The following is a 12,883-nucleotide window of genomic DNA, read 5'->3' on the forward strand; positions in this document are numbered from 1 at the left end:
ATATGCAGTCAAAACAACGGGGTTTTAGTCTGATGGAACTGATGGTGGCAGTGGCGGTGGCGGGCATTCTGCTCGCCATTGCGGTGCCTTCTTATCAGAATTATCTGAATGGTAATCGCAGGGCCGTGGCCGGTGCTTGTCTGGTCGAGATGTCTCAGTTTATGGAACGGGTTTATACCAGCAGTATGGTTTATAACCTCAATAACGGCGTTGCGACCGCGCTGCCGGCTACAACATGTCAGCAGACATTAGATGCCACTTATACCTTCACTCTGTCGGTTGCTGCACAGACTTACACGATTTCTGCGGCACCAAAAGGCGCACAAAGTGGTGATACAACCTGCGGTACTTTGACCATCAATCAGGCTGGTGTGCGCAGCGCTGCAGGGCTCAGCACCGCCGACCAGATCAAAAAATGCTTTGGTTAGTGGCATATTTGAAAATTTAAGTTAAATTAAATGTAAATTTCAGGTGTAAGGATATACCTGTGTTTACGAAAGGATTCAGTTTACTGGAAACCCTATTGGCATTAGCGCTGAGTTGCTTGCTGTTGTTATCAGCGCTCAGTTGCCAGTGGTTTGCCCGCCGTAGTTTTCAAGTCAGCCTCGAACAGATGACAGCCATGCATCTGTTAATTGATATCAGCAATAGTACCGATAGTAGCCGCTTTATACCCGGTCAATCGGTGGCGGCAGCCCTTGCTGCCTGCCCAACCTGTGACGCCTTAACCTTACAGCATTTGCAGTCCGCGGTGGCTATGTTGACGCAAGGACCGGGACAGCAACTCCGGGAACCCGAACTCTGTACTGACGGCGTTGCTGGTAAGCGTCGCCTGATACTGAGCTGGAAAAGTGCCGTGGTACCTGCTGCAGATCCGCTGATTCGTTGCGGCGGTGGCAGTGGTCGCCGCCAGGCGATGCTGGAGCTGTCCGAATGAGCCGGTACTTTTCACTGCAACAAGGCTTTTTGTTGGTCCAGCAAATGGTCGTTTTGTTGTTATCAGCATTGTTGTTGCTCATGTTCAGCAGTGCACTGGTTATACAGTGGCAGGCGTTTCGCCAGCACAGCCAGCTGACGTTGCTGCAACAGACGTCTGTGCAACTGCACGCTTTGTTGCAGCGCGAACTGAGTAACAGTAAATTTTGGGCTGGCTTACAACATACACAGTTGTTACCTCCAGCAGTGCCGGTGTCCGGCGATTGCCCCAGTGCGGCGCCCGATAGTGGCAGTTTCCCAACCAATAGCAGGCAATGGTTACCATTTTTCGCCGGTACTGTCGGCAGTGCCCTCACGCCGTTTTGCCTGACCAATGCCAGTAAACAATCCGATTTTATTCAGCTTAAACATCTGGCCGGTGACCCTTTGGTGCTGGCAGACCTGCGTAACAACCGGGCATATCTGCAACAAACTGGCTGGCAGGGGCGATTTGTCAGTAGCAACGATGCCGGCTTAGACGCGCAAGCCTGGTACTGGCCTTATGTGCATGAATTGTATTATGTCGCGGGACAGACCCTTGCCGGAGTGGGCATTCCGGTACTGATGCGCAAGCGGTTGATCCGCAACGCGCAGGGTAATTTTGTGGTGGATACTCATGCAGTGCTGGACGGAGTAGAGCTGTTGGTATTTGAACTGGGCCTGGATGCCGACGGCGATGGTTATGCCGAACAGTTTTTGCCGGCGGCTCAGATGACCGCAGCGCATTGGCGTCAGCCTCGTCTCATCAGTCAGGTGCGTTATTTTGTGTTGCTGCGTGCGCTGCAAGCAGAGCCCGGTTATCGCAATCAACAGCAATATCAGCTGGGACAACGGCGTTTTCAGGCACCGGGCGATCCTTACCGGCGATTACTTATCAGCAGTTCTGTATCACTTCCATAACCGCAATCAGGAGTCGCTCTATGTGTACAAAAGGATTTGTGCTGGTGATGTGTTTGTTATTTGGCTTGCTGTGCAGCGCGCTGGCGCTGGCCGCTTTGACTCTGACTGCGCTCAGTGCGCAGTTTAATCAGGCCTTGTTGTGGCAAAAGCAAAGGCCGGCAACGTTACTGCTACCACAAATAACAGCCGGGAATGCGCCGGAGCAACAGCTGGTGCCGTGCCCGCCACAATTTAATCTGTGGCCGTCTGACTGGCAAAGTTGCCAGCTCAGGCGTGCAGCCAACAAGGATCTCACAGTCGATAGTGATGCCGGTGTCGTCGTGACCTGGCAGATTGACCCACAAACCCATGGAGGGGAATTATGAAAAAGTGTCTGATGTTAGCGGTAGCTTTTGGCAGCGTCGCTGCCACTGCCGCGTGGGCTGAGGCCTGGCAGGAGACAGCTGCCGGAACTTTACAGTTGCGGTCAGCGACGACTTTGCAGACGGGCTGCGCTGCCGGTCATGCAACATCGTATCTGAGCTTCCCGTTCAGTGGACATCCGCAATATCACCGCGCTGCGTATCAGGACCGACATTTTAGTTTCCACGCGGATGGGGCTGCGCCTTTGCAACTCATTCCGCTGAGTGGGACTACTGCAAATGCAACGTCGCGACAGGCAGCATTTTGGGGTGTCCTGCCGGCGGGGGACCGTCGCGGCGTGCCAGCATTGCGGTTGTACTGGCAGGATGAAGCTGCGGCTGTGGTCCGCTCAGCGCGGTTAACCCTGGCCCCGCTGCAGTGGCTCCCCGAGTGGACGGTGAGTTATCAGCCGGCGGCTGCGCCCTGGCTGTCAGATCAATTGATTCCGAAGCGGCTGGCTGACGAGCCTGCCAGTGAATGGCTGTTGCTGCCGGGAGATGCGCAGGTGCCAGTTCGATTATTTGCTGCTGACAACGGCTTGCCGCGCCAATTGTCATTGCCGGCGACGGCCGGGGTGTTTTCGCTGCTGCCGCTGGCGGAGGATCCGGATCAGGACGGACTGGCCGAACGGCTCTATCTGCTCAGCCAACAAGGCGTATTGTGGCAATTTGCCTGGCAGGCTGGTAGTGGCTGGCAGGCGAGTCTGGTCGCAGATTTACACAGCAGTGGCTGGGATTTCAGCGGCAGTTTGCAGCGTTTTGCTGCGCGCTGGCAGACCACGGCCGGCTGGCACGAAGGTGAAGTTTTTGTGATCCTGGCGCGTTCAGGCGCTGATTACCGGCTGTTGGTGTTGCGGCGCGACATAAATACCGAACAACCTCTGAGCTTTGCTGATGTGGCAATGGCTCCAGATTTAACTAAAGCTGGTTGGTACACCGAACTTGCTGATGCGCCGCTCAGTCGTGCCAAAGTACTGGCAGGTGTCCTCTATCTGCCGCTCAAAGCGGAGAGCGGTTGTGCTGACGATGCGGCTTACGATCAAATTCTGGCACTACAGCTCTATAGCGGCGCTGCAGCCTACGACGAGCCAGTACTTCGTTTGGCGCAACCACTGCAGGCGCCACTGCGGATGGTGCAGTCGGCACAACAACTGCAGTTGTGGTCAGGTGCGGTGCCGGTTGTTCCCCAACTGATGACGTTAAGCCCGGCCTGTCCGAACTGTACTGAGCAGTTAACTCCGCAGCATTTACAGGGCCAGCAGACTATCGCCGTGTTTCGGCGTGAGCAGGTGTACTGATGAAAACAGCAGCTCGCGCTTTTGTTCTGGTAGAAATGATGGTGGTGGTGGCGCTGTTTGGTATTTTGCTGGCGATGATAGTGCCCGGCTATCAGCAGCAGGTACTCAACAGCTATCGCTTTGAGGCCACACAGGAACTCTTGCGTCTTGCCGTATTACAGCAGCAATTTTATCTGGAGCAGCAGCACTACACGGCCGCATTGTCATCTCTGGCAGCACCGGACGACAGCTATCTTACAGCCAGCGGGCGCTATAAGATTTCGGCTGTGGCTTCTGCACAAGGCTTTCTTTTACAGGCCGAAGCGGTTGGGCCACAACGTAAAGATTCGGCTTGTCAGTGGTTTCGGCTGGACCAGACCGGCCAGAAGTTCAGCAGCCCGACCGCCGATTGCTGGCATTTTTAATACGGGCATGGCAGTTCATGCCATTGCAGCTGGCTGCGTCCGCTCTGACTGACACTCAGGCTGGCGTGCCAGCGATATTGCACGACACAGTATATAAAAGTGCCATTTTGCAGCGCATTCAGACTGCCGTCGGCACGAAACTCCAGCAGTTCCCTGTTGTAATACAGGCGGTGGTTGGGCTTTAAAGCATCGATTTGTTTCAGCACCGCACTCCCAGGCGATGCATCAAAAATTTGCACCGGCGTCTCGCTCCAGCGTCCGTCACATTGCTTCAGTTGACGGGGACAGACTGTGACGATACTCCCCAGGCTCACCGCTTGCACTCTGGCGTAGCTGAGCTGCTGGCGAAATTGTTGCATAAAACTTTCTGCTTGTTGCCGGGCAAACAGCTCGGCGAGGCTTGGCACAGCCAACAGCGACATCACAGCGAAAATCGCCAGACAGACCAGCAGTTCTGTTAATGAAAATCCGCCAGTTACGGATGAGGTTACGGACGCTGGAATAGGACTTGATTGTGGCAGTTCCATGGCATGTTCCTGTGTTTCGGTTCCGTGAAGACACTCGTTTACCTTAGTCGTCAAGCTGCAGGCTTGCAAGTCGGTTAGCGCTCGCGGATTTTCCGGTTATTCCGGCAATCCAGACCCACAGTGGTTTGAGAAAACAGCGAAAAATCGCTACCATAGCGCCCAAGTTGTTGTACAGGCACCCTGATATGTCGCATTCCATTTCCGTCAGTTTGATCCAGCAGCGTTTCAGCGTCGGTGCTGTGCAGCAAAACTGTGACAAAATCCTGCAGTTCGCCGCCGAAGCTGGCACCGATTTAGTGATTTTTCCCGAGCTGACGCTGACCGGTTATCCACCGGAAGATTTATTGTTCCGCGCTGATTTACAGCAGTATGTTGACGCTGCACTGGCACAGATCACTGCCGCAAAACTGCCATACACCCTGTTAATTGGTCATCCCTGGCAACAAGATGGCAAATTATATAACGCTGCTTCTGTCATCCGCAGCGGCCAGCTGATTGGCCGTTATTTCAAGCAATGCTTGCCGAATTACGGTGTCTTCGACGAGCAGCGTTATTTCACGCCAGGCAGCGACACTTTTGTGTTTGAATTGAACCAGCAAAAATTTGCTGTGCTGATTTGTGAAGACGTCTGGCACGGCGAACCGGCCGCGGCAGCCAAAGCCGCCGGTGCTGACTGGGCGCTGGTATTAAACGCATCTCCTTATGAAATCGGCAAAAAAGCGCAGCGTGAGCACCTGCTTACCACACTCGCCAAACGATTGCTGCTTGGTTTTGTTTACGTCAATCAGATGCAAGGCCAGGACGAGCTGGTGTTTGATGGCAGTTCGTTGATTGTTTGCCCACAAGGTGAAATCGCGCTGGCGGCACCGGCTTTTGCAAGCGGCATTTATTCCGCCCAATTACGCCATCAACAGCAAGGCTGGCAAGTGGGGCATCAGCATGCCCGGCCAGCAGCGCAGTCAGTCGAAGCTGAGGTTTATCAGGCTTTAGTGGTCGCGACGCGTGATTACATCGAACAAAATGGTTTCCCAGGCGCTGTGCTGGGCCTGTCAGGTGGCATTGATTCGGCGCTGACGCTGGCCATTGCCGCCGATGCGATTGGCGCCGACAAAGTGCAGGCGCTGATGCTGCCGTTTCGTTATACCTCAGGCATTAGTGTGGATGATGCCACCGAACAAGCCCGCACCATGGGCATTGAGTTTGACGTGGTGTCGATTGAACCGATGTACGACGCATACATGTCCCAGCTCACGCCATTATTTGCCGGCCGTAAAGCTGATACCACTGAAGAGAATTTGCAGGCGCGCTTGCGCGGTGTGCTGTTAATGGCGCTGTCGAACAAAACCGGCCGCATTTTACTGACCACCGGCAATAAAAGCGAAGTGGCTGTCGGTTATTGCACCTTGTATGGCGATATGTGCGGCGGTTTTGCCGTGATTAAGGACATCCCAAAAACCCTGGTTTACCGCCTGGCGGAATACCGCAATACCATCTCGCCGGTTATCCCACAACGCGTCATCGACCGGCCGCCGTCGGCGGAGCTGGCACCGGGCCAAACCGACCAGGACAACTTACCGCCTTATGATGATTTGGATGCAATGATTGAAGCTTATGTCGAACAGGACAAATCGCTGTCCGACATTGTGGCGATGGGCTATGCTGAAGCCACTGTCCGTCGTGTTCTCAATCTGATTGATTTTAATGAATATAAACGCCGGCAATCGGCAATTGGCCCCAAAGTTACGCCACGTAATTTTGGCAAAGATCGCCGGGTGCCGATCACCTCAGCGCTGCGCAAACAAAGGTAAAGCGGGTTATGAAAAAAATTGAAGCCATTATCAAACCTTTTAAACTCGATGACGTGCGCGAAGCGTTGGCAGATATTAATGTCACTGGCATGACAGTGACTGAAGTCAAAGGCTTTGGCCGGCAGAAAGGTCACACCGAACTGTACCGTGGTGCTGAGTACATGGTGGATTTCCTGCCAAAAGTGAAATTAGACATCGTCGTCGCCGACGATCAGGTCGACCGTTGCGTTGAAGCTATCATGAAAACGGCACAGACCGGCCGGATTGGTGATGGCAAGATTTTTGTCTTTGATGTCGAGCGGGTGATCCGCATCCGTACCGGCGAAGAAGACGAAGAGGCGATTTGAAGTCAGTGTCTGCCAGCCTGGTGTCAGACTCATCAATGGCACCAGTTCCGGCGTCGCCGCAAGCGGCGCCCGCGGAGCTGGTGCTTTGCCGCTATTGCGATTTATTGCAACACCTGCCGGCATTGGCCGATGGCGAAGAAGCCCATTGCAGCCGCTGTGGTCATGAACTGGATGCCCGGCAGCGTGAATCTGCCCTGAGGCCGATTTTATACGCGTTATCCGCGCTTTTTATGCTGGTGCTGACCAATCTGTTCCCATTTGTTGGCATGGATGCGGCCGGTAGCCATCGTGACATGACCTTCCTCGATACGTCAGCTGTGTTACTGGATGAAGATTATCCATGGCTTGCAGTGTTGGTCTGGCTCTTTATTCAGGCTATTCCAGCCTTTTGTATGATAGCCATTATCTATTTGAAACTGGGTATGTTTTACCAGTTGCCGGCTTTAGTTCAAGTGGCACGTCTGCTTTATGCGCTGAAGCCCTGGAGCATGGTCGATATTTTTCTGATGGGCTTATTGGTTAGTTTCGTCAAGCTGCTGACCCATTTTGAGCTGACGCTCGGCATGAGTTTTTGGGCTTTTTGTGGTTTTTGCCTGCTGCACCTGCGCACTTTTCAGGTGGTGGACCGGCACGAACTCTGGTCACGTATTGCACCGGCGCCGCAGCCGGTATCCGGTGCTGTGGCAGGTTTCACGGGGCTCAGCCAGCAACTGAAAGTCTGCCAGTGTTGTACTGCTTTAGTCCCGCTGGCCGAGCCGCGCTGCAGTCGCTGTGGCAGCAAAGTGCGGGCCCGCATTCCGGCTAGTGTACAAAAGACCATCGCGCTGTTGGTCACTGCGACCATTTTATATATTCCGGCGAATTTATTGACGATGATGGAAACCGTGTCGCTCGGCGACAGCATCGAATCGACCATTATCAGCGGGATTTTGCTGATGTGGGCCGACGGGGCTTATCCGGTGGCGATTGTGGTGCTGCTGGCGAGTGTGGTGGTGCCTATTGTCAAAATCGTCGTGATGTTCTGGTTATGTTATCTGACGACGCTGCCATTGAGTGAACGCAGCAAACACGGCACCTGGGTTTATCCGGTGGTGGACTGGATTGGCCGCTGGTCGATGGTCGATGTGCTGGTGGTAGCTATTCTGGCTGCGCTGGTGCGCTTCGACAGTCTGGTTGGTGTTTATCCTGGCGCTGCGACTTTTGTATTTGCTGCCGTGGTGATAGTGACGATGTTGGCGGCGATGAGTTTTGATCCGCGCTTATTATGGGACCCGAGTCCTGCAGAAATGGAGTTACAAAGTGACAAACAGTCCGGTACAGGCCACAGTACGTAAAATCAGCCAATGGTCGCCAATCTGGATAGTGCCGGTCGCTGCTGTGTTGATCGGCAGCTGGATGCTGTACCACACCTTTCAGAATCAGGGCCCAACAGTAACTCTGCTGGCGAGTAATGCTGAGGGTATCATCTCCGGCAAAACCCAGATCAAAAGCCGCAGCGTCGACGTCGGTAAGGTGGTGTCGGTCGAGTTATCGCAGGATTTAAAACAGGTAGTGATCAGAGCGCGGATGAATCCGGGCACTGCAAATCTGCTGAACGACGAATCTCAGCTCTGGGTGGTCAAACCCACTATCGGCCGGGGTGGTGTCAGCGGTCTTAATACGCTGTTGTCCGGCGCTTATATCGAATTGCAGCCCGGCAAAGGCGACAGCGGCAAATACTTCTTTGAACTGTTGGAAACGCCGCCTATTGCGCCGCCGGATGCACCGGGTGTGCGGATTTTCTTAAGCAGCAGCGACGCCGCAGCGCTGGCAGTCGGCGACCCGATTTTATATCGCGGTTATGATGTCGGTACTGTTGAGCGCAGTGAGTTCGACATGCAAAAACGCAATATGCGTTATCAGCTGTTTATCCGCGCGCCTTATGATGCTTTGGTCACTGAAAACGTCCGCTTCTGGAAATCGTCCGGCATGGCGCTGGATATGTCGGCAGAAGGCGTACGGATTGAAATGGCGTCGATGGCGACATTGCTTGGCGGCGGTGTGACTTTTGACGTGCTCGACGGCTGGCCGGCCGGCAACAAGGCCGCCAATAACAGCGATTTCCAGCTGTTTGAGAACCGCAAAAGTATTCAGGATGGTCTTTATAACGAGTATCTCGAGTACCTGCTGTTTTTTGACGAATCTATTCGTGGCCTGACTGCCGGTGCGCCGGTGGAATATCGTGGCGTGCGCGTCGGTACTGTCGCTTCGGTGCCTTATTTCTTTAACATGAAAAACCCGCTGCAAGTGGCATTTAATAAAGGCATCCCGGTGCTGATCCGGATTGAAACCGGCCGTTTGTACGACAATCTGACTTTGCCACAGCTGCAGGCAGAACTGGATCAGGCGGTGAGTCTGGGCCTGCGCGCCGTACTGAAAACCGGTAACCTGCTGACTGGAGGTTTGTATATCGATTTAAATCAGCAAAGTGGAGCGGAAACCAAAGCAGTGGCTGCGCCGGTAACTGTCGCCGCCAGCCCTGTTGCAGAAAATCCACCCTCTGCAACTGAGGCTGATACTGTGGCTGTTGTAGTGGAACAACCGGCGACAACGCCGCCAGTAGTCGCAACACCGCTGCTGCCAGAACCGTTACCTGAGTTTGCCGGTTATAAAATTCTGCCGACCAGCCGAAGTGGCCTTGGCCATATCGAACAAAAAGTGCTGCAGGCGCTGGATAAAATTAACAATCTGCCGGTGGAACAAGTACTGGCAGATAGTTCCGCCACTCTCAATGCAACCAAAGATCTGATGCAGCAAAGCCAGCAGCTGGTACAAAGCCTGGATGCGTTGGTTAAAGCAGATGCAACCCAACAGCTGCCTGCCGAAGTGAATAAAAGTCTGGCGGATTTACGTAAAACGCTGGCTGGTTTAAGCCCGGGTTCGCCGGTGTATGAACGTATCAACAGCAATTTGCAGGCGATGGACAAAGTGCTGCGTGACCTGCAGCCGGTGGTGCAGACGCTGAACCAACAAAGTAATGCGCTGATCATCAGCGCCGATCCGGCGGCAGATCCGGAACCTGAACAAGGAAATGAACCATGAAAGCAGGACTGTTTCTGAGCGGTATTACCGCGTTGACCTTATTGGCCGCCTGCAGTTCGTCGGTGGAGCTGCGGTACTATCAGTTACCTCAAACCGCCATGGTGACGGCACCACCTGCTGCCAGTGCGCAGGTACTTTATGTTGAACCTGTAATGGTTGCGTCATTTCTCAATACTAATGCGCTGATTTTGCAGACTTCTGCCGTCGAATTGCACAAAACGACGCAGCATCAGTGGGCGGAAGCGCTGGACCAGCAATTACAACGATTGTTAGTCAACGGTTTGCAGCAGGCGTTGCCAGCGTATCGGGTGACAAGCCAACAGCCTGGCAGCGATGCGATGCGGTTGTTAGTGCAGGTTGAGCAGTTCCATGGTCAGCAGCAGGGGATTGCGCTGGTTAGCGGGCGTTTTCATTTGCTGAAGGGTGATAAAGTGCAAAGCCAGAGTTTTCAGTTGCAGCTGCCACAACCGGAAGAGGGTTATCCGGCGTTGGTGGACACACTCGGACAAGGCTGGCAACAGGCGATCACGCAGTTTGCTGCAGCTGTAAGCAGCATGGCGCCCGCATCCAACTCATAACCAGATCACGTTCAGGGCGTGTAACGCACGCCCAATACCAGCGATTGGCTGGCTCCGGTCACCGCCGGCACATTACCAGGAATTTGTTGGTCAAAAGCATAAGCCAGCCAGGCAAATGCCATGGCTTCAACCCAATCAGGATGCACACCTAAGGCTTCCGTGGTGTTGATCTGACATTGTGGCAATAGCTCAGCTAAATCCTGTAGCAATACGGCGTTATGTGCGCCGCCGCCACAGACATAAATCTCCGACACCACAAAACGGCTGACCGCCAGAGCTATAGTACCGGCAGTAAAGCGGCTTAAGGTGCGCTGCACGTCGGCGGCTGTCGGCATGTTGCCCGTCGTCGCCTGCAGTTGCTGCAGCTGTTGTTGAAGCCAGTTGAGCTGAAAGTATTCGCGTCCGGTACTTTTAGGGCCGGTCTGCTGGAAATATGGGTCGCTCAGTAACAGACCCAATAACGCGGCATCAAGCTGACCGCTGGCGGCAAAAGCGCCGTTGGCGTCATAAGCTTTGCCTTGCTGCAATTCAATCCAGTTATCCAGTAAACAGTTGCCGGGACCAGTATCAAAACCTTGCACAGGCTGATGCGGTAATAACAGCGTGATATTGGCAATGCCACCAATATTCAGAATACAGCGGCCCTGGTCTTTGGCAGCGAAAATCGCCTGATGAAAGGCCGGCACTAAAGGTGCACCTTGTCCGCCATAAGCGATATCTTTACGGCGAAAATCGGCAATGACCGGGATTTGCGTGAGCATGGCGAGGCGATGCTGGTCACCAATCTGGTAGCTGAATGGCTGGCTGGCGTTAGGTCTATGCCGGATCGTCTGACCGTGGCAGCCGATCGCGAGGATCCTTGTTGGATCAACCTGCGCTTGTTGCAACAGTTGCAGCACCGCATCGGCGTAACAATCGGCCAGATCGGCTTCAGCCAGACCCAACCGTTCAATTTCATTGGCGCCAGGCTGGGCTAAAAGTGCTAATTCTGCTTTTAATTCAGCAGGGTAGGGCAGGCATAAGCTGTGAACAAGCTTGGGATAAGCTGCACAGAAATCTACCAGCACCACATCAACACCATCCAGGCTGGTGCCTGACATGATGCCGATGTAGAGGGCTTCATTTGAATAGTCGGTGGTCACAACCAATTATTGGTTGGCAGCCAGTACCACACGCTCATGGGCTTTGAGCTGGGCGATTTGCTGTTTGGCGATTTTGGTAAACTCAACACGTGCCACGCCTTGCAGTGGTTCGGCTTGTGGCAGCTTCACAGTGCGTGGGTTCCGGTGCACACCGCCAACAACAAATTCATAGTGCAAGTGAGCACCAGTGACACGGCCGGTTGCGCCTAAACGACCAACGATGTCACCTTGTTTGACTTTGTCGCCACGCTTCACGTCGCGTTTAGACAAATGCAGATACTTGGTCACAATACCGTTTGCGTGCTGGATCACCACGTAGTTACCATTGGCGCCTTTCATAGCAGATTCAATGACTTTGCCATCACCGGCCGCCATAATTGGCGTGCCCATCGGTGCAACATAATCAACACCGTTGTGGGCTTTGATTTTACCAAGGACAGGGTGTAAACGACGTGGATTAAAGTTGGAGCTGACATAGCGGAAGTTAACCGGTGCGCGCAGGAAGGCTTGTCGCATCGATCCGCCATCCGGCTTGTAGAAGTTGCCGTCGGTATGACGCACTGCCTGATACAGCTGGCCCTGGTTCTGGAACTGGGCAGCAACGATAGCACCGTTACCGATAAACTGGCCTTCAGCATACTGGCGTTCAAACATCACACTGAAAGAGTCACCAGAGCGAATGTCTAACGCGAAGTCGATGTCATAACCGAATACGTTGGCGAGGTCGATGATTTGCGCTTCAGATAAACCGGCGTTCATTGCTGAACCCCAGAAGCTGCCGCTGATGATGCCAGCGACGACTTCAGTGCGGGTTTCGATTTCTTTTTGCAGTTGTTTGGCGACAAACTGACCGTCGTCACCACGGGTGATGCGCAGGGTTTTCAGGTTACTGAGGTTGTAACGCAGTTCCTGTAATTTTCCTTCAGCATCCAGACCAAACTCGACCTGTACACCCGGAAACAACCGGGTCAGGTTTTTCGCGTCTTTACCGGCGTCTAACACGGCTTGCATGGTTTGGGCGTCGATTTTAGCGCGTTTGAATACAGAACCTAAATTGTCGCCTTTTTTCACTTCAACAGAGATCCACTCTAACGAGTTGTCTTCGGTTGGGATGGTGGTTTCAGCAGTTTGTGGCAGGGAATCAGTGACAACAGGGACAGCAAGACTGTAACGCTTGCCGACTTCTAAACTGGATTTTTCACTGTCTTTGGACGCTTCAGCTTTTTCTGATGGTAAAAGCAGCGTCACAGACAAAATAGTGGCCAATGTGGCTATCAGAACACGGTGCGGAGTAGGCAAAGATGAAAACATTGAAGGCGCATCTCTTATTATTATGGTTCTTTCCACGTAAAAAATGAGCATATAACGATTTTTTGCAAGATCCAAGACTTTTGTGCGTTTAATCGGGAGTAATGTTGCAGT

At 53.4% G+C, this 12,883-nt stretch carries 14 protein-coding genes; 11 read left to right on the forward strand and 3 right to left on the reverse strand.

Annotated elements, in window-relative coordinates; genetic code table 11:
• The first annotated feature begins 2 nt into the window (after positions 1–2).
• Genes Q399_RS0108120 through Q399_RS0108145 form a run of 6 tightly spaced genes read left to right on the forward strand, consistent with a single transcriptional unit; the run spans position 3 to position 3,978 of the window.
• Positions 3–428, forward strand: a complete 426-nt coding sequence (locus tag Q399_RS0108120; protein WP_037045892.1) for a type IV pilin protein — start codon at positions 3–5, stop codon at positions 426–428.
• A gap of 59 nt (positions 429–487) precedes the next feature.
• Positions 488–937 carry a prepilin-type N-terminal cleavage/methylation domain-containing protein gene (locus Q399_RS0108125; RefSeq protein ID WP_031567590.1) on the forward strand — a complete coding sequence of 150 codons (450 nt, stop codon included), beginning with the start codon at positions 488–490 and terminating at the stop codon, positions 935–937.
• Positions 934–1,875 (forward strand): PilW family protein, encoded by a 942-nt coding sequence (locus Q399_RS0108130; protein WP_031567591.1) that lies wholly within the window; start codon positions 934–936, stop codon positions 1,873–1,875. Before Q399_RS0108125 ends, Q399_RS0108130 begins: the two co-directional genes overlap by 4 nt.
• A 20-nt stretch (positions 1,876–1,895) precedes the next feature.
• Positions 1,896–2,240 carry a hypothetical protein gene (locus Q399_RS0108135; protein WP_031567594.1) on the forward strand — a complete coding sequence of 115 codons (345 nt, stop codon included), beginning with the start codon at positions 1,896–1,898 and terminating at the stop codon, positions 2,238–2,240.
• The gene (locus Q399_RS0108140; protein WP_031567596.1) at positions 2,237–3,574 is read left to right on the forward strand and encodes a hypothetical protein; all 1,338 of its coding nucleotides are present in this window, start codon (positions 2,237–2,239) and stop codon (positions 3,572–3,574) included. The genes Q399_RS0108135 and Q399_RS0108140 overlap by 4 nt, the downstream gene beginning before the upstream one ends.
• Positions 3,574–3,978 carry a type IV pilin protein gene (locus Q399_RS0108145; protein WP_031567598.1) on the forward strand — a complete coding sequence of 135 codons (405 nt, stop codon included), beginning with the start codon at positions 3,574–3,576 and terminating at the stop codon, positions 3,976–3,978. Before Q399_RS0108140 ends, Q399_RS0108145 begins: the two co-directional genes overlap by 1 nt.
• Here Q399_RS0108145 and Q399_RS0108150 read toward each other — a convergent pair.
• A complete protein-coding gene (locus tag Q399_RS0108150; RefSeq protein WP_051685848.1) occupies positions 3,975–4,505 on the reverse strand; it encodes a GspH/FimT family pseudopilin in 531 nt (176 codons plus the stop codon). The two genes, Q399_RS0108145 and Q399_RS0108150, sit on opposite strands and share 4 nt — an antisense overlap.
• Positions 4,506–4,690: 185 nt before the next feature.
• Here Q399_RS0108150 and Q399_RS0108155 point away from each other — a divergent pair, with 185 nt between their 5' ends.
• Genes Q399_RS0108155 through Q399_RS0108175 form a run of 5 tightly spaced genes read left to right on the forward strand, consistent with a single transcriptional unit; the run spans position 4,691 to position 10,319 of the window.
• A complete protein-coding gene (locus Q399_RS0108155; protein WP_031567602.1) occupies positions 4,691–6,313 on the forward strand; it encodes an NAD+ synthase in 1,623 nt (540 codons plus the stop codon).
• A gap of 8 nt (positions 6,314–6,321) precedes the next feature.
• Positions 6,322–6,660: a nitrogen regulatory protein P-II gene (gene glnB, locus Q399_RS0108160; RefSeq protein ID WP_031567605.1), complete on the forward strand. Its 339-nt coding sequence runs from the start codon at positions 6,322–6,324 to the stop codon at positions 6,658–6,660.
• 5 nt (positions 6,661–6,665) lie between these two features.
• Positions 6,666–7,994, forward strand: coding sequence for a PqiA/YebS family transporter subunit (locus Q399_RS0108165; protein WP_245612864.1), 1,329 nt, complete (start codon positions 6,666–6,668; stop codon positions 7,992–7,994).
• The gene (gene pqiB, locus Q399_RS0108170; RefSeq protein ID WP_031567609.1) at positions 7,960–9,741 is read left to right on the forward strand and encodes an intermembrane transport protein PqiB; all 1,782 of its coding nucleotides are present in this window, start codon (positions 7,960–7,962) and stop codon (positions 9,739–9,741) included. Before Q399_RS0108165 ends, pqiB begins: the two co-directional genes overlap by 35 nt.
• Positions 9,738–10,319, forward strand: a complete 582-nt coding sequence (locus tag Q399_RS0108175; RefSeq protein WP_031567611.1) for an ABC-type transport auxiliary lipoprotein family protein — start codon at positions 9,738–9,740, stop codon at positions 10,317–10,319. The genes pqiB and Q399_RS0108175 overlap by 4 nt, the downstream gene beginning before the upstream one ends.
• 11 nt (positions 10,320–10,330) lie before the next feature.
• On the opposite strand, the gene Q399_RS0108180 is transcribed toward Q399_RS0108175, so the two are convergent.
• Positions 10,331–11,461 (reverse strand): anhydro-N-acetylmuramic acid kinase, encoded by a 1,131-nt coding sequence (locus Q399_RS0108180; RefSeq protein WP_245612853.1) that lies wholly within the window; start codon positions 11,459–11,461, stop codon positions 10,331–10,333.
• 6 nt (positions 11,462–11,467) lie between these two features.
• Positions 11,468–12,772 carry a peptidoglycan DD-metalloendopeptidase family protein gene (locus Q399_RS0108185; protein WP_031567616.1) on the reverse strand — a complete coding sequence of 435 codons (1,305 nt, stop codon included), beginning with the start codon at positions 12,770–12,772 and terminating at the stop codon, positions 11,468–11,470.
• Positions 12,773–12,883 lie beyond the last annotated feature (111 nt).

Origin of the sequence: Rheinheimera texasensis DSM 17496 (assembly GCF_000711985.1) — a bacterium.
GTDB classification, from domain to species: Bacteria; Pseudomonadota; Gammaproteobacteria; order Enterobacterales; family Alteromonadaceae; genus Pararheinheimera; species Pararheinheimera texasensis.

Coding starts and splice junctions, on each gene's coding strand:
- Q399_RS0108120 (WP_037045892.1), top strand. CDS start 3: ATGCAGTCAAAACAACGGGGTTTTAGTCTGATGGAACTGATGGTGGCA.
- Q399_RS0108130 (WP_031567591.1), top strand. CDS start 934: ATGAGCCGGTACTTTTCACTGCAACAAGGCTTTTTGTTGGTCCAGCAA.
- Q399_RS0108135 (WP_031567594.1), top strand. CDS start 1,896: ATGTGTACAAAAGGATTTGTGCTGGTGATGTGTTTGTTATTTGGCTTG.
- Q399_RS0108140 (WP_031567596.1), top strand. CDS start 2,237: ATGAAAAAGTGTCTGATGTTAGCGGTAGCTTTTGGCAGCGTCGCTGCC.
- Q399_RS0108145 (WP_031567598.1), top strand. CDS start 3,574: ATGAAAACAGCAGCTCGCGCTTTTGTTCTGGTAGAAATGATGGTGGTG.
- Q399_RS0108150 (WP_051685848.1), bottom strand. CDS start 4,505: ATGGAACTGCCACAATCAAGTCCTATTCCAGCGTCCGTAACCTCATCC.
- Q399_RS0108155 (WP_031567602.1), top strand. CDS start 4,691: ATGTCGCATTCCATTTCCGTCAGTTTGATCCAGCAGCGTTTCAGCGTC.
- glnB (WP_031567605.1), top strand. CDS start 6,322: ATGAAAAAAATTGAAGCCATTATCAAACCTTTTAAACTCGATGACGTG.
- Q399_RS0108175 (WP_031567611.1), top strand. CDS start 9,738: ATGAAAGCAGGACTGTTTCTGAGCGGTATTACCGCGTTGACCTTATTG.
- Q399_RS0108185 (WP_031567616.1), bottom strand. CDS start 12,772: ATGTTTTCATCTTTGCCTACTCCGCACCGTGTTCTGATAGCCACATTG.